The 16,588-nt window shown below is 38.4% G+C and carries 14 protein-coding genes and 4 tRNA genes; 10 read left to right on the plus strand and 8 right to left on the minus strand.

Annotation, left to right across the window (positions count from 1 at the left end):
* Window positions 1-72: 72 nt before the first annotated feature.
* The 6 genes from I6E70_RS18200 to I6E70_RS18225 all read right to left on the minus strand — a co-directional run bounded on the left by I6E70_RS18200 (window position 73) and on the right by I6E70_RS18225 (window position 3,377).
* A complete protein-coding gene (locus I6E70_RS18200; RefSeq protein WP_197189337.1) occupies window positions 73-891 on the minus strand; it encodes a substrate-binding periplasmic protein in 819 nt (272 codons plus the stop codon).
* A gap of 15 nt (window positions 892-906) precedes the next feature.
* On the minus strand, window positions 907-2,850 hold the full coding sequence (locus I6E70_RS18205) for an EAL domain-containing protein (RefSeq protein WP_165721427.1): 1,944 nt from the start codon (window positions 2,848-2,850) through the stop codon (window positions 907-909).
* Window positions 2,851-2,998: 148 nt separating this feature from the next.
* Window positions 2,999-3,075, minus strand: a tRNA-Asn gene (locus tag I6E70_RS18210).
* A 29-nt stretch (window positions 3,076-3,104) separates the two neighbouring features.
* A tRNA-Asn gene (locus I6E70_RS18215) sits at window positions 3,105-3,181 on the minus strand.
* A gap of 21 nt (window positions 3,182-3,202) precedes the next feature.
* Window positions 3,203-3,279: transfer RNA gene (locus tag I6E70_RS18220), tRNA-Asn, on the minus strand.
* A 21-nt stretch (window positions 3,280-3,300) separates the two neighbouring features.
* Window positions 3,301-3,377: transfer RNA gene (locus tag I6E70_RS18225), tRNA-Asn, on the minus strand.
* 1,052 nt (window positions 3,378-4,429) lie between these two features.
* On the opposite strand from I6E70_RS18225, the gene I6E70_RS18230 reads away from it, so the two are divergent.
* The 5 genes from I6E70_RS18230 to I6E70_RS18250 all read left to right on the plus strand — a co-directional run bounded on the left by I6E70_RS18230 (window position 4,430) and on the right by I6E70_RS18250 (window position 10,546).
* Window positions 4,430-5,809, plus strand: coding sequence for an MATE family efflux transporter (locus tag I6E70_RS18230; RefSeq protein ID WP_197189338.1), 1,380 nt, complete (start codon window positions 4,430-4,432; stop codon window positions 5,807-5,809).
* Entirely contained in the window at window positions 5,806-7,800 is a 1,995-nt protein-coding gene (uvrB, locus tag I6E70_RS18235) for an excinuclease ABC subunit UvrB (protein WP_007583893.1), read from the plus strand. The genes I6E70_RS18230 and uvrB overlap by 4 nt, the downstream gene beginning before the upstream one ends.
* Window positions 7,801-7,802: 2 nt before the next feature.
* Window positions 7,803-8,741 carry a class I SAM-dependent methyltransferase gene (locus I6E70_RS18240; RefSeq protein WP_197189339.1) on the plus strand — a complete coding sequence of 313 codons (939 nt, stop codon included), beginning with the start codon at window positions 7,803-7,805 and terminating at the stop codon, window positions 8,739-8,741.
* Window positions 8,742-9,422 carry a tRNA (adenine(22)-N(1))-methyltransferase TrmK gene (locus I6E70_RS18245; protein WP_197189340.1) on the plus strand — a complete coding sequence of 227 codons (681 nt, stop codon included), beginning with the start codon at window positions 8,742-8,744 and terminating at the stop codon, window positions 9,420-9,422.
* Window positions 9,423-9,523: 101 nt separating this feature from the next.
* Window positions 9,524-10,546 (plus strand): hypothetical protein, encoded by a 1,023-nt coding sequence (locus I6E70_RS18250; protein WP_197189341.1) that lies wholly within the window; start codon window positions 9,524-9,526, stop codon window positions 10,544-10,546.
* Between the two features lie 4 nt (window positions 10,547-10,550).
* Here I6E70_RS18250 and I6E70_RS18255 read toward each other — a convergent pair whose 3' ends face one another.
* Window positions 10,551-10,793, minus strand: a complete 243-nt coding sequence (locus I6E70_RS18255; protein WP_007583900.1) for a hypothetical protein — start codon at window positions 10,791-10,793, stop codon at window positions 10,551-10,553.
* A 208-nt stretch (window positions 10,794-11,001) separates the two neighbouring features.
* Here I6E70_RS18255 and I6E70_RS18260 point away from each other — a divergent pair, with 208 nt between their 5' ends.
* Entirely contained in the window at window positions 11,002-11,451 is a 450-nt protein-coding gene (locus I6E70_RS18260; protein ID WP_007583901.1) for a methyltransferase family protein, read from the plus strand.
* Window positions 11,452-11,540: 89 nt separating this feature from the next.
* On the opposite strand, the gene queC is transcribed toward I6E70_RS18260, so the two are convergent.
* A complete protein-coding gene (gene queC / locus I6E70_RS18265; RefSeq protein WP_007583902.1) occupies window positions 11,541-12,197 on the minus strand; it encodes a 7-cyano-7-deazaguanine synthase QueC in 657 nt (218 codons plus the stop codon).
* Window positions 12,198-12,342: 145 nt separating this feature from the next.
* On the opposite strand from queC, the gene queE reads away from it, so the two are divergent.
* From queE to I6E70_RS18285, 4 genes are all read left to right on the plus strand, one after another.
* Window positions 12,343-13,008 carry a 7-carboxy-7-deazaguanine synthase QueE gene (queE, locus tag I6E70_RS18270; protein WP_002960417.1) on the plus strand — a complete coding sequence of 222 codons (666 nt, stop codon included), beginning with the start codon at window positions 12,343-12,345 and terminating at the stop codon, window positions 13,006-13,008.
* Window positions 13,009-13,306: 298 nt separating this feature from the next.
* Window positions 13,307-14,050, plus strand: coding sequence for a class I SAM-dependent DNA methyltransferase (locus tag I6E70_RS18275; protein ID WP_197189342.1), 744 nt, complete (start codon window positions 13,307-13,309; stop codon window positions 14,048-14,050).
* Between the two features lie 327 nt (window positions 14,051-14,377).
* Entirely contained in the window at window positions 14,378-15,595 is a 1,218-nt protein-coding gene (locus I6E70_RS18280; protein WP_197189343.1) for a hypothetical protein, read from the plus strand.
* Between the two features lie 85 nt (window positions 15,596-15,680).
* A complete protein-coding gene (locus I6E70_RS18285) occupies window positions 15,681-16,370 on the plus strand; it encodes a hypothetical protein (RefSeq protein ID WP_197189344.1) in 690 nt (229 codons plus the stop codon).
* Window positions 16,371-16,588: the final 218 nt, after the last annotated feature.

Genomic DNA, 16,588 nt, shown 5'->3' on the forward strand with positions numbered 1-16,588 from the left:
ACGCTATAATAAACGTGGGTATTATCCTTTTTTCTTTATCGATTAACAACACATGAGAAGCAAATAAACGACTCAATCAGTAATGATATTAAAGCGACTTAAGATTTCAGGTGTAATTAGAATAGGATCGATATTATATGGCTTTAAAATATCTTTAAATTGATCGTGTTCTTGGTATAAATCTAATAGTACTTTATTAAATAGGGCAATTTGTTCAGGAGATAATTGAATTTTATTAAAACCAATAAAATAGGGGGATTCGCTTTGTAAAAAGGCCAAATTAACATGATGTAAGTTAAATTGTTTTAGTCTAGCGCGTGCTTGTAAAGTATTGGCAAAGTACCCATCTATACGATTGTTTTCTATCATTTTCACACCCGTACCATTGGCATCGGTGAGTAAAACAATATCAAATTCCCTCAATCCGTCTTTAATCATTTGTTGCTGTATTTTGATTAGTTGAAAAGATGCATTTGAAGGGCCAAAAACAGCAATTTGCATTTTTTGTAGATCATTGAGGCTTTTGATGGTTTTTTTTGCACCCTCAGGTTGAAAAAATCCATATTGCATTTTCATAAGCGGGATCGAAAAATAAAGCCATTCGTTGCGGTCAAGATTCCAGCCCATAGGAAAGTTTCCTTGAGCTTGCAGGTTTTTTAGCATGAGCTTAGAGCGACGATTTGGTACGCTGACAAACTCACATTTATAATTGAGGCGTTTACACGCTAAGGTAAGTATATCAACAAAGGGGCCAGCGGCATTATCGTGTTCATCAACAAATGAAAATGGAGGATAGTTGTGAGTGCTAAAAACTAATTCTTTTTGCGGGGCGTTTGCGTACAAACTCAAAGGCATAATAAAAAGTATAATAAAGGTAATTACTCTTTTCATGATGCCTCCAATAGACTATATGTCTTTAGGTTTTTCTATGTAATAACCTTGAACGCCATCTAAACACAACGTTTCTATAATGTGCTTTTCTTCTTGGCTCTCAACGCCCTCAGCAAATACACTAACACCAATGCGGTGAGCTAAATCGACCATTAAGCGCATAAAGTACTGATTGTTTTTATCGTCTTCGAGGCCGCGAGTATAACTTGCGTCCATTTTAATAAAGTCAGGTTTTAAATCGCGGAAAAACTTAAATGAAGTTAAGCCAACACCAAAACGTTCAACTGTAACGCGTGCGCCAACACGGTGAACCATGTCGATAAAGCGCTTACTAGCCTTGATGTTTTGCTGTAAACCAAACTCACTTACTTCAAATACTAGTTTAGATGCAATATGCGTATCTTTCAATAATCGGCGCTCTAGCCAAATTACAAACTGATCGTTGTGTGCACTAGAGGCTGTTACGTTTAAACCAAAAAACTTTTCAGATAAATTACGGCTTTTAACCTTTTCAAGAGAAGAGTCTATTATCAGGCGATCAATTTCTATTGCCATATCAAGCTTTTCGGCCATCGCTAAAAAAGAAGCGGTAGGCAGTACTTGATTGTCTTCTGTTTTAAATCGAACTTGTACTTCAGCGTAGGCTTTTATGCTTTTACCAAGCGGCATAATGTTTTGCATTACCAAATGCACGCGCTTAGATTCAATAACTTCTTTAATAACCTTACGCCAGTTTTGATTACCAAAACCCGCACTTACGTTATTAACTAAATCGGTTTCGCGTTGTACGTGCCATGCGTTTACTTGTTTTGATTGCGCCATACTCATCGCGTTATCAACAACAGAAAGCAATTCGCCTAACGGCTTACCTTTTTCGTAACCTACAATACCTGTATTTGCTACCGAGCTTAACTCTTGGTTTTGTTGGTACTGCGTGAAGCGCGATTGGAGGTTTTCACCAAAGCGCTCAGCTTCTTTTAAAGGAATGTGGGGTAGTACGACAGCAAAGTCAGAGCTGTTTAATCTAAATACTTGGCTGCCAGTGTAAGTGCCGCTTATGTGCTTAATAATATCGGCAACGCCTTTAACGTACTCATCACCTTTTTGATAACCACGGCTTTGGTTTATAGCTTGTAGTTCGCTACAACGAACCATAGCTAAAGAACCAAATGTACTTTGCTCAGTGTTTTCAATGTTTTTTTCGTAATACTCAACAAACATATTACGATTACCAAGCGAGGTAATTACATCTTTGTACGCTTCATGCTTAATAGTCATAGCAGCGCTTTGTATGTCTTCGTTTTTGTTTTTTAAGAAATGTGATAATCGATTAAAGCTAGGTACTAAATCTTTTCCCATTTTTTTCAATCGAGTGCCATCTAGCGCTGTTTCTAAATCATTATCAACTTGGTTTTGATTGATATAAATATCGATAATGTCAGCAACTGTTGTACTTATGTTTTTATTTAAATGGTAAAAAATAGATTTCATTAGAATTATTGGAATAATAACTAAAATGGCAGAAATCAAAATAACAATAAAAAGGGACGTTTGTAGCTGCGACGCTAAATGCTCAATGTTAAGTACAAATTCAACTTTTATATCTGAGGCGTCATTTACAGCAAATTGAGGGCGCACTGAGTTAAAGTTAGAGAGTACAAAATCAGCAAACATTGGTAATTGAGTAGGGGGGTTAATACTAAATATTTCAGCCCCTTGGTAATCTCTTAGAGTGAAGCTTGAAAACGTTTTACCATCTGCAATTGATTGTTTTAGATTTTTAGCAGAAATATCGTCTAAAGAAAGGTCATTAATATACTTAGTAACAGTAGTTTGCGCACTTTTTTGTGCATCACTTACCGCAGTATCAAAGCTTATAGATATGAAGTAGCTTCCTGCTGCAACACACAATAACCAAGAGATAATTTGTATAAAAATAAGTTTTTTAAATCCAGCCATGTTTTCAGTCTTTTAATAATTCAAAAGGGAAGGAATCAAGTCCTTGATTAATAAACTAAGTACAGCGCATCAAGGAATAAACTAATGCTTTAGTTATATAAGGAAGAGTAGTGGAATTAGCTTGAGATGTCTATGAAATTCTTAGAATTGGCTCCCCCTCCCCGACTCGAACGGGGGACCTGCGGATTAACAGTCCGTCGCTCTAACCAACTGAGCTAAGGGGGAACTAAAGTAGTGATATTATTATGATGATTTGGCTCCCCCTCCCCGACTCGAACGGGGGACCTGCGGATTAACAGTCCGTCGCTCTAACCAACTGAGCTAAGGGGGAACTACATCATAAACATAAACTTGGCTCCCCCTCCCCGACTCGAACGGGGGACCTGCGGATTAACAGTCCGTCGCTCTAACCAACTGAGCTAAGGGGGAATCGTTTATGGTTGAAAAACTTGGCTCCCCCTCCCCGACTCGAACGGGGGACCTGCGGATTAACAGTCCGTCGCTCTAACCAACTGAGCTAAGGGGGAAGCGTCTTGCCTTTCAACGGGGCGAAATATTAATGACCGCGCCGCAAAGTGTCAACATATAAAAGTCATAAATTGAAAAAAGAGGTTTATTCGTTGTTTTTGTGTTCGATCTGCGTGTTTTATAGCTCTATTAAAGTTACTTTTTTAAAAATTTAAGAATAACAATGTGACTTTTATTATTGCTGAGCCTTCAAATTGGTTAAATTAAACACGGTATTAAAGTGGCTTGTTATTAAAAAACAACTCAAAAACATAAAAACTCATTTTTTACTTAGCGATATTTTTCGTATTTAATTCGTTTTTTGTTTTAATTTTCTAAAAATATACCTATGCATATATTCACAGAAATATTTTTTGATCTAAATTGTGATCTAATCACTATGTATAAAATGAGTATTTGTTTTATCCGTTCAAAAATAGAGCAATCAATAACTTAACTTTGTATTAAACGTTTTTTTATACCTAACGTACAACTATGTTAAGAAGAAAAATTGGTGAGCTACAGTTTTTAGCGTGAGTTTATAAAAATGCCACAATTAACAAATGGTCAATTGGTTGGATATCACCGAAAATGGAGGCTCTCTCAAAGCCTTTATAAATGCGGGTTTGAATGAGTTATCCACGGTTTCTGTGGATAACTCTGTTTATGAAACTTTAAGAACATCATCGGCACCAATGGTTTAGGGTGCTACAACGATTTCAAGCTTTTAAATCACTATTTTTAATTCAATATAAAACAATGGGTTATGATTTGATGCTGAATGTATGCAACTCGATGAGGGAATTTTTTCGTAACGATAAACCAAGCAGTACCTTTGTGTAAAAAAGCATCATATATCACTGGGTGTTTGTAATAAAAGTTATAAAAATGTGTTTTAATTGGTTTTTGGTGTGTTTAGGCTCTATTTTAACAAAAAGATGCAAAAACTAAGTTTTACTATTTTTTCGAATCTTTACTTCTTTAATTACTTCAATTGTAGTGATAAATCCGTGGCTTGAACTGCCTTGATGCTTTAAAATGATTCGTTCAGTAAAAGAGGCCTATTTATTTCATGCGCGCAATTTCAAAATCCCAGACTCGCCCAGATTTACTAAACGATCCCATCTTGCCCACATTAAAGACGATGACCATCCCGATGATATTCGGCATGATCACGCTAATGATGTTCAATATTGTCGATACATTTTTTATAAGCTTACTAGGCACTGAGCCGCTTGCAGCGGTGAGCTTTACATTTCCGGTTACCTTTACCGTTATTAGCTTAGCAATAGGGCTGGGGATCGGTACATCGGCAGTAATAGCAAAAGCGCTCGGTAGTAATAAAATAGATGAAGCGCGTTTTGACGCCAGTATTTCTTTAATGGTTGGTGTGGTTCTGGTTATTGTGTTGTCATCTGTTGGGTATTTACTGATTGACCCCATATTTACTTTGCTAGGAGCGGGCGCACAAGTATTGCCGTTAATACACGAATACATGAATATATGGTTTATCGGTAGTGTATTTTTAATAACTCCAATGATTGGTAACTCGGTACTGCGCGCCAGTGGCGATACAAAAACGCCAAGTATAGTAATGGGCGGAGCAGGGCTTATAAACGCGATACTTGACCCTATATTGATATTTGGTTTTGGGCCAGTACCAGCGTTAGGTATTCAAGGCGCGGCCATAGCAAGCGTTATTGCATGGTCGGTTGCTGTGGTTATTATTTTATACATATTAGCGGTTAAAAAGCGCTTGTTGAGCCTAAAAGCAGGCAAGCAAACAGTGACGGGCGCTATTCGTAAAATATTAAAAATTGGTTTGCCTGCTGCCGGCGCAAACATGCTTACACCGGTTGCAATGGCCGTAATGACCGCTATGGTTGCGCACCACGGGCCAGAAGCCGTAGCCGCATTTGGAGTGGGAAGCCGAATAGAATCTATTGCAAGTATATTAGTGCTTGCGCTATCGATGACATTACCGCCATTTGTTAGCCAAAACTTTGGCGCTGGCAAATTATGCCGCGTTAAAGAAGCGTATACCGGCACACTAAAATTTGTGATGGTATGGCAATTTGCCATTTACGTATTACTCATTGCATTTTCAGGTGTTATAAGCCAATTATTTGGTAAAGAACAAGCCGTAATAGATGTAATTAAACTCTTTATTTATACCATCCCGCTAAGCTATGGCTTACAAGGGGTGATCATATTATCAAATTCATCGTTTAATGCTTTACACAAACCAATGTACGCATTGGTATTAAGTGTCATTCGGTTATTCATATTTTATGTACCATTTGCTTATGTAGGCAACGAAATAGCCGGATTATTAGGGCTATTTATTGGCGCTGCTTTAGGTAACTTATTTACAGCAATAGTGGCATACAAATGGTTTATGAAAAAACTAGAAGCGCTGAGCGGCGAATCGTTACAGGAGTGCAATAATTGAGCGACCATTTTCAGTTAAAATCACATTTTAAACCAGCAGGCGATCAGCCCACAGCGATTAAGCAGCTATGCGAAGGATTAGAAGCAGGCCTTGCACACCAAACTTTATTAGGTGCCACCGGTACAGGTAAAACCTTTACCATGGCTAATATTATTAACGATTTAAACCGTCCAACAATAATAATGGCGCACAATAAAACGCTTGCCGCGCAGCTATACGGGGAAATGAAAGAGTTTTTCCCTAAAAATGCGGTTGAGTATTTTGTATCGTATTACGATTACTACCAGCCAGAAGCCTATGTTGTATCTAGCGACACATTTATTGAAAAAGATGCCTCGATAAACGAGCATATAGAACAAATGCGTTTAAGTGCGACCAAAGCACTGCTTGAGCGTCGCGACACTATTATTGTGGCGTCGGTATCGGCTATTTATGGTTTGGGCGACCCTAAATCATACATGAAAATGATGCTACTTTTAAAAGTGGGCGAAAAAGTAGACCAACGCGACATGCTGCGTCGCCTAGCTGAAATACAATACACCCGCAACGATATAGATTTTAGCCGTGGTACATATCGTGTTCGTGGTGAAGTGGTTGATATATTTCCAGCAGAATCTAGCACCTTCGCAATTCGCGTAGAAATGTTTGATGACGAAATAGAGCGCTTAAGTATTTTTGACCCGCTTACTGGCGCCGTCGAAAAACATATAATACGTACCACTATCTATCCAAAAACACACTATGTTACCCCGCGTGAAAAAATACTCGGTGCTATCGATAAAATACAAGAAGAACTAAAAGATCGAAGAGCCCAGTTACTCAGTGCAAATAAATTAGTAGAAGAGCAACGCGTAACACAGCGTACGCAATACGATATAGAAATGATGCGGGAGCTAGGTTATTGCTCTGGTATAGAAAACTACAGCCGCTATTTATCGGGCCGTACGCCGGGCGATCCGCCACCCACATTACTTGATTACCTCCCAGACGACGCATTGATGATTATTGATGAATCGCACGTAACCGTATCGCAAATTGGCGCAATGTATAAAGGCGACAGAAGCCGTAAAGAAAACCTGGTTGAGTATGGCTTCAGAATGCCCTCAGCAATGGATAATAGGCCGCTGCGCTTTGAAGAATTTGAAGCTATTTCACCACAAACAATTTATGTATCGGCAACGCCAGGCGACTTTGAGTTAGACCGTTGTGTGGGCGCAATAGCAGAGCAAGTAATTCGTCCAACAGGGCTGCTTGATCCACTTATTGAAGTGCGCCCGGTGGGCGATCAGGTTGATGACTTACTTTCAGAAATTTATAAAAGTGTAGAGAAGGGCGAACGCGTACTTGTAACCACTTTGACCAAACGTATGTCTGAGGATTTAACCGATTACTTAAGTGAGCACGACGTAAAAGTGCGTTACTTACATTCAGACATAGACACGGTTGAACGGGTTGAAATTATTCGTGATTTACGTGCGGGTGTGTTTGATGTGTTAGTGGGCATTAACTTACTTCGAGAAGGCCTGGATATGCCAGAAGTGGCGTTAGTAGCCATACTTGATGCCGATAAAGAAGGCTTTTTACGCTCAGCGCGTTCAATTATTCAAACCATTGGTCGTGCTGCACGTCACTTAGATGGCCGCGCTATTTTATACGGCGATAAAATTACAAAATCGATGGCTAAGGCCATGGACGAAACAGCGCGCAGACGCGAAATTCAGCATGCTTATAATATTGAACACGGTATTGAACCGCATTCACTAGCCAAAAAGATTCTTGATGCGATGGATGTAGGCGAAGAAGCCGGCCCTAAAGATAACCTTAGACTTGTTCGTAAAGACTCTAAAAAGGTACTTAGTGCGAAAGAAATTACAGTGCAAATTAAGCAGCTTGAAACCAAAATGCATGCATACGCAAGCGATCTAGAATTTGAAAAAGCGGGCTCTGTTCGCGATGAAATACATGAACTACAACAACAGTTGATTAATTAAAAATGACAGCAAACTTTACCCCTCTTATTACCGCGCTTGAAGATGCGCCAATTTTAAAAAATGAACTGTGCCGTGTTTTTCATGGCCGTGGCCATAGTGTTGAGGCGTTAAGTCATATTAATTTAGACTTTTATCCGCCCAGTTTGTTTTTGGTTTCGTACGACGAAATTGACGAGCAAACACTAACCGAGCTTACCGACGTTGTGTGGCAGTGGGCACAAAAAAACCAGCCAGAGCTTATTAGCTCACTTGTGTATCAGCAACGCGCTGGTGTACAAAGCCAAAACACTGTGGTTTATGGGCAATTACCTAACCCGCATGTTGTAACTGAAAACGGCATTCGTTTTTTGGTTGATTTACAGAGCCGTCAAAATACCGGAATATTTCCCGATATGCGCAGCGGCCGTGAGTTTGTAATGGCTAATAGTAAGCATGGCAAAGTGCTTAATTTATTTTCGTACACGTGTGGGTTTTCGCTTGCAGCAATGCAAGGCGGAGCAGATCATGTAATGAACATGGATATGAGCAAAGGTGTACTTAAAGTCGGCAAGCAAAACCATCAATTAAATGGTTTTGAGCGTGGCGTAAGTTTTTTACCTCACGATATTTTAAAGTCGTTTGGAAAACTAAAAAAAGCAGCCCCGTTTGACTTAATTATAGTTGATCCGCCAAGCTTTCAAAAAGGCAGCTTTATATTAACTAAAGACTATCAAAAAGTGCTGCGCAGGATGCCAGAGCTACTTTGTGATACCACACAATTGTTATTGTGCGCTAATAGCCCAGAGCTTAGCGAAGAGGCGTTTAAAGCGTTAATAAACGAGCACACCCAAGGCGCAATTGAATTTGTTGAGCGCCTAGCCCCTACCGAGCGTTTTATTGAAGTAGACAGCGACAGAAGCTTAAAAGCACTTATCTACAAAACGTCACAATCTGCTGATTAAATGAAGCTCAGCAAACGCCTAACTGCCATTGATACATTAATTTCGCAGCATCACGATATTATTTGGGATTGCTGCTGCGACCATGGTTATTTAGGCATGGCGCTATTAAAACGCGCAGCTGCAAACCAGGTTATTTTTGTAGATATAGTCGCCACTTTAATGAACGACCTAGAAACGCAATTATCATCTATTAATAAATTACAAAAAACCTGTAATAAAAATCCGCAGTGGCAGGTCTTATGTCAGGATGTAGGCAAAATTGAAATTGCTCAAAGTAAAAGCCAAGTAGTTGTAATCGCAGGTGTTGGCGGTGAGCTGTTGTTAAGTTTAATACAACAAATTATTGCTAATAACGTAAGTGAGCATTTAAATAATGTTCTGTTTATTTTATGCCCAGTGCATCACACTTATAAGTTGCGAGTCGGTTTAAAGCAATTAGGTTTAGGGCTTGTAAGTGAACAAATAGTTTACGACAACAAACGTTTTTATGAAGTGATTGAAGTGAGCTTTAGTAGCAATAATGAGATTAGTCACACCGGTAATAAAATGTGGGATTTTAGTAGTGCAGAGCACGCTATGTACCAGCGGCAACTCATAAATCATTATAATAAAATGCTCAATAAAGATAAGCCATACTATCAAAAAGTTATAACAGACTATCAAGAACTCACCGATAGTTAAAAAAGCCCGAAAGTAGGGCGTACATGTGATCTAATTACGACATTGACGACGTAATGTGTTCATAGTTTATATCGCACAACGCGAGTTTATTTGGTTTATTTATGTCAGATAACAAGAGTCACATTAATCATTTGCTTAGCAATGAGCAAAAATGGCAACACAGCTACGAGCAACCTATTTCTTATGCACCCCTTGTGCAATTGGCTAATAGCAGCTGGGTGGTGCCACAACATTTTTTACGTTACAAGCACACGCTTGAAAGCGTAAACGAAGTGCTTGAGAGTATTGAGTTTTCGGCTCACTTTAGAGTGCTTGCTGCACAAAAAGGTGAAGAAATTTACCTGCAAGTAGCAGTGCTGAGCCCAGATAACTATCAAAAAAGTGCTTCTGCAAATGAAGGCAAAGCCAAAAAACTATTATTTGGCAGACGCTGGATAGTAGAGGAAAACTTACCTACTTCAGAACTTATTCAAACTGCATTTTTAGCGTTAAAAGTAGCGCGTGAACATGAAGTAAGAGAGCTTTTTCAGTTAATGCAAAGCGGCGCAACAAGTACGCCATTTAATAACCATCACGACTTACCGGTAATGGCGCAAAACCCTGAGCTTGTTAAAAGTGAAAGTGCTGAAAGCCGTGTTGATGAAGTGCTTAAACGTATTGTATTTGCAGGAAAAAGTATTGAGCTTAAGAGCCAGCAGCAAATAGCCGAGCAACATTTATATACTGTTGAGCTGTTGTGTGAAGATTGCCAACTTAGCGAGTTTAATAAAAAAAAAATCGCGTTTTTAACAGCAGATCCATCCGCTAATAGCTTTTTACACGCCTTAATTACAGCATTAGTAGCCACAAGCAATGATTACGTAAACGAGCAATTTAAGTACAAAGGTTTTGCCCGCTTTAGTAAACACGTTGTGGTTGAGCAAATAGGTAACTTAAGTATCGCTATGCGCTCGCCAAGTACCGTAGGGCTTTGCTCTATGGGTAAGCAACATGCTAATCAGTTAAATTTTGAGATAGACAGTGGGCGAGCACCACAGGGCTGCGGGCAAGCTATTGGTGGGTTTTTAGCTGCTCATGGCATTGAGCAGCCAGAAAATGCACATTTATATCCAAATTACTTATAACAATTTAAAGCTTATTAATTTCATCTTTAACGCTAAAGCTTGAATCGGTAACAATAGCCTCAAGTGTTTGTACACGCTCTTTTAATGCAAGCACTTGTGCATTTGTTTCAGCTAATTGTTTATGGGCATCGCTGTTGTTGTTTTGCATTTTATGCTTAAACTCAAGATGCTTTTTATACATATCGTAAACTACTCCTGAGCCAACCGAAATTAGCACAATAAGTACAATCATCGTAGTTCCAGACATAACCTCATTCCTTATCATTTTATTATTCGTTTATGGTTAAAGTATAACCTTTAAGCGCTTTTGATAAAGCTGACAATTGTAACTTAATTTGTATAGTTCACTTAAGCCAAGCTTTGAGCGTGTTCATCATTTATACACTTTAGATATTGTTTAATGGCTGCATAGCCACCATATAATAAACATACTTTAGCCAATACAGTGAGTTGCCATGTTAAATAATAAAATACCTCCCGTTATTGTTGTGCTGTTTTTTGCAGGCATAATGGCGCTTATTGCGCATTATAGTGTTATTGATTTCACCGCATTTATTACCTACTTAGCAGCAAGTTTGGTCATTATAGGGTGTGTTTTTTGTATTGCAGGGGTGGTGAGTTTTAAAATAGCAAACACCACTGTAAACCCTAATAAACCTGAGCAAGCGTCAAAACTTATTACTAGCGGTATTTATCGGATTTCGCGTAACCCAATGTACGTAGGTTTTGCATTTATTTTAGCAGGGTGGGGTATTTGGTTAAGTTCCTTGTGGGCACTTTTATGTATTATAGGGTTTATTGCGTATTTAACGTTTTTTCAAATAATACCCGAGGAGCGTGCGCTCACTAAATTATTTGGCGAAGAGTTTACCGCTTACAAAGCGCGCGTAAAACGCTGGTTGTAATTTATATCCATTCGTTAAAATTAAACAAAAAAGGCTATCGATGATAGCCTTTTTTGTTTACAGCAATTGTATTACTAATTAATTGGTGCTTATTCGTATTCTAACGGGTCAGTAATGTTATTTAGTGCAAATGCTTCAAGGCGTTCTTGGCACGCGCCACATTTACCACAGGCCTTTTCACGGCCGTTATAACAAGTCCACGTTTGGCTGTAATCTAAACCCATTTCAATACCGTCGGTTAAAATACCAATTTTAGTATTGTTTAAGTATGGGCTAAAAATTTCTACAGCGTCGTAGTTAGCAATACGACATACATCATCCATTTTTTGCACAAATTCAGGACGGCAGTCAGGGTAAATAGCATGATCCCCAGAGTGAGCGCCGTAATAAACTTGGCCAGCTTTAAGTGATACCGCATAACCAACAGCAAGCGAGAGCAAAATCATATTACGATTAGGTACAATCGTACTTTTCATGCTTTCTTCTTCGTAATGGCCTTCAGGCACATCAATATCATCAGTAAGTGATGAGCCACCAATAAGTTGGTTAATCGCCGAAATATCAACAATTTTGTGTGGAACGTTTAATTTTTCACACACACTTGCCGCCACTTTAAGCTCTTTTACATGACGCTGACCATAGTCAAATGATAGGGCATATACATCATGGCCTTGTTGCAGGGCTTTATTTAATACGGTAAATGAGTCCATACCGCCGGAATAAATAACAACTACTTTTTGCGTCATATCTGTTTTGCTCTTAGTTTTAATAGAGGTTTATATCAGGGCGCGATATACTACACGGCCGCAGCTTAAATAACAATTTTTGCACAGCGCTTTTTGGTTTTTTAATAGTAGCAATTTGGCTGCTAGGTAGTAAGTGAGATCTCTTTTGTACAAAATTAATGAAGTGTTTGAAACCATTCAAGGTGAAGCTAGCTTTACTGGCACACCCTCAATATTTTTACGCCTGCAAGGCTGCCCTGTAGGCTGCTCTTGGTGCGACACCAAGCAAACGTGGGATGTTGATAATGTATATAAAGTATCGCTGGACGAAACCGTAGAAAAAAAAGCCGACTCAGATCATTGGGCTAACGCCAGTGCAGAGCAAATTTTAGCGTTGTTTCAATCACGTGGCTATACCGCAAAGCACGTAGTAATTACCGGCGGCGAGCCATGCATGTTTGACTTAAATCCAGTATGTAACTTATTACACGAACACGGCTTTAGTACACAAATAGAAACCAGCGGCACGTTTGAAATACTCGCCCCAGAGCAAACATGGGTAACGGTATCGCCAAAAATTAATATGCGCGGCGGTTATGAAGTACTTACCAGCACCATGAAGCGTGCAAACGAAATTAAACACCCCGTTGCCATGCAAAAGCACGTAGAAGAGCTTGAAGAATTATTTGCTAAAACAGGCGTTAATCCAAAGCTTGTTTATTTGCAGCCAATTAGCCAAAAAGTATCGGCAACCAAATTAGCAATCGACACCTGCATAGCCAAAAACTGGCGCCTATCAATACAAGTACATAAGTATTTAGGAATTAGTTAAAGCCAGCTTAAAGTTATAGTACGTAGGTTGGGTAGAGCGTAGCGAAACCCAACGAATCTCCAATTTCACACAATTTTTAACAATGCTCTATAATATTTAAATTGCGTAGGTCGTGTACTTAGCTCGGATAACCGAAGCGCCATCCGACAACCCCGTACTTTATAGCTTGTACTTTATAACCTAAAATTTATAACCTAAGATTACATCTACCTTAAAACTCATATCTTCTTCGTTAATTGTGCTAATTAGTTTACTATGCGCGACTTAAAAATATTCTACTACTTACCACTAGGCTTATATGTCCGCAAACGCGCTTTACACCGACCTTTCTGATTACTACGACTTAATGTGCGCAGATATAGATTATCAAGCCCAAAGCAATTCTATTCACAGGCTGCACCAAATTTTTGGTAATGGCGCAAACACCCATCTCGATTTAGCGTGTGGCACCGGCCCGCATGTACGCCACTTTATTGATTACGGCTATAAAAGTAGTGGGCTTGATTTAAACCAGCCAATGCTCGATAAAGCAAAAGTTCGTTGTCCAGAAGCGCAATTTTCATTGCAAAACATGAGTGAGTTTAAAGTAACCGAGCCCTTGGATTTAATTACCTGCTTTTTGTATTCAATCCATTACTGCGACGGCATTAATAAGCTAAAAGAATGCCTTGCTAGCGTACACAGCGCGTTAAACGTAGGTGGAATATTTTGCTTTAACACCGTTGATAAAAACAAAATTGACAGCGATTCATTTGTAGAGCACACCGCAACAAGCGAAAACAGCTTCTTCACATTTCGCTCTGGCTGGCACTACAGTGGTACAGGCAATAAACAGCTATTAAAACTCAACATAGAAAAAACCACCGTAGACAAAACACTCGTATGGCACGACGAGCACCCAATGGTCGCTTTTAGTTATACCGAGCTTAAAGAAGCCTTAAAACCGTACTTCGAAATCCACATATTTGAACATGACTACGACAAAATAACCCCATGGGCACAGCGCTCAGGCAACGCCATTTTCGTCTGCGTAAAAATTTAAGACAAACTCGTAGGTTGGGTAGAGCGTAGCGAAACCCAACGAACCTCCATATCCACGGCCAATACCCACGGCCAATAACCCCGCATTATATATTTGAAAACGTAGGTCGGATAAGCGAAGCGCCATCCAACACAGTAACTTATTTGAGTTTCGGCGAATATAAACAGCTAATTAATTATGATGTATGAAGTCAAGATTTGACCCCTATGGCTCTTCAGGATGATGAGAAAGAAGTGATTGAGGTATTGAGTGACTTTTTAGTTTAATCTATAAGAAGTTATGTAGAATAGATGTAAATTTACAATAAAAATAATCAGGAATGGACTCATGCTAGTGAAAGAAATCTTTGAAATAGTAAATTCAATTAATAATGACTTTACCGAAATTAAAAAATATATAAATAAAACAAACTCATATTCTAAAATTAGCAGTGTAGTTAAGCAACTGACTATTATTGATAATGATCTTCAGAATATTACCGGTGAACTTTCCGAGTTAGCAAATGTTGCGGACGATAATTTCTTAAGTAAATTTGAAGTGGGTTCATATCGCATGCAGGGCTATATAAGTAAGCCCGAGTTACTATTAGCTACTATTTCAAATCACCTACACAGTTTAGATGTTAACTTTGATAATTTTTTACAGACAGCTCAGGAGCTCTCAGAAGTTAATGATCACGTATCATTATTGATACAAACTGTATCTAAAAAAGTAAATCAACTCATACAAGCTTTTAATGCAACTAAAGTTGGAACACTTGAGTTAGAGGACGCTAGGTCGTTTGACTACTCTAAAGTTCAAAAGAAAATTATCGCTGAGTCCTTGAAAGTTATAGGTAAAGAATTAGATTCTCAATTTAGTGATCATAAACAGCAAACAGACAAAATGGTTCAAAAATTCCAAAGTAAAACAAATGAGGTTGAAATTGCAATAGACAATAATCTTGAGGTATTACGGACTAAGGCTAATGTAATTGAAGAACTATTCGAAACCACTTTAGCTGAGTTGGAAGAGAAAAAAGAGCAAATGGATGAAGTTCTAGGGCAGACTGCTAATAGGGTAATGGCACAAGATTATGACCATAGTGCAGCAGACGAGAAAAAAGCGGCTAATTGGTTAAGAGTTGGGTCAATATCTTGTATGGCGATTATTATATATATCGTCTGCTATTCATTTTATGATTCAACTCATTCTGGTTTTAGCTGGGAAAGTTCTATTTTTCGAACTGTGTTAGTTTTTATTCTATCAATCCCAGCTGCTTATTTGTCTAGAGAATCAACAAAGCACCGCGAGCAACAATATAACTACCATCACACAGCATTAGATTTAAAAGCAATTACACCTTACATTGCATCACTCCCAGAAGCAGACCAAAATAGAATTAAAATTTCAATTGCTGAACGGATTTTTGCTTCTAGGCAAACAAATGTAGCTCAACAAGACAGTTTCCCTTTAAATACACAAGAACTGATGATGGAGCTTATTAAAAAAGTAAATATTAGTAGTAAGAAGGAAGAACAATCAAAATCAAAGGATGCGAACTAAAATGTTCAGGAAAATAGATAAATATTTAGATGATGTAGTCTCTCCATACTGGGAGGTTCTTATGTATTTTTTGCTAGGACTTTTCATGTTGACGGGGCTAATTGTTACTTTTTTTTGTGATGAATCGTTAGCTGGTAAGTTTTCTAGTTTCGGAAGTTTTGCTAGCTTTTTAATAGCAACTGCTGCTTTCATGTATGCAAGGAAAGAGTACTTAAGGCAGAGAGGCTTGAATGAACGAATTGGAATGCAAGTAGTGACGTTACCGAAGTTAAGGAATTACTTAGCAAGTAACGTTGTTATGATTGCTTCAAACTACCACTCAGTAACAACAGGGTTTAAGAACAAAGATGGAGAGCTGACGGGAGGTTTTAATGAATTGGATGATGAAGATAAGGATGATATAAGGTTTGAAAATAATAGATTAGAAAAAGAATTGCATGAAATCTGGCAGGAGTTTATGGCTCAAAGAGAAAAAGCCTTTTTCCATGAAGCTAAATTCAGATATATTTTCACAGATAAATATAAAGAACTAGAAAAATTGATATTAAGCCTCCAAGACGTCCTATTTCTAATTTCCATTAAACTCAAAAAATTACAGTTTCGTAGCAATCATTCTAAACTGCTAGCAGAACGCATAACTGAAAATACGTATTATAAGCTGTTTATTGAAGGTAAGTTCGACACTTGGGATCAGCTAGATAAAGTAGATTATTATGAATTACAGAGAAAGCTACGCCTGATTGTTGATGAGGTTATACGGTCTCTTAAGTTTTAGTTACCCTTTGGGCTGCTAAACTTGTGAAAAGCCTTAACAGCTCTTTTTAAACAGCTTTTAAACAGGGTTGTATTAGTAATGTCGACTCCTGTTTTAATGAGGGTGTAACTAATTTTGTGTAACTGCCTATCATAATTTACTCTATCAAGAGTTTAAGGATTAGGCGATGAACATGAATAAAGAAGAACTCGAAGCGTTTGCTAAAGAAGCTGCTAAAA

The sequence above is a fragment of the Pseudoalteromonas sp. NGC95 genome (assembly GCF_015864705.1).
Classification (GTDB): domain Bacteria; phylum Pseudomonadota; class Gammaproteobacteria; order Enterobacterales; family Alteromonadaceae; genus Pseudoalteromonas; species Pseudoalteromonas arctica.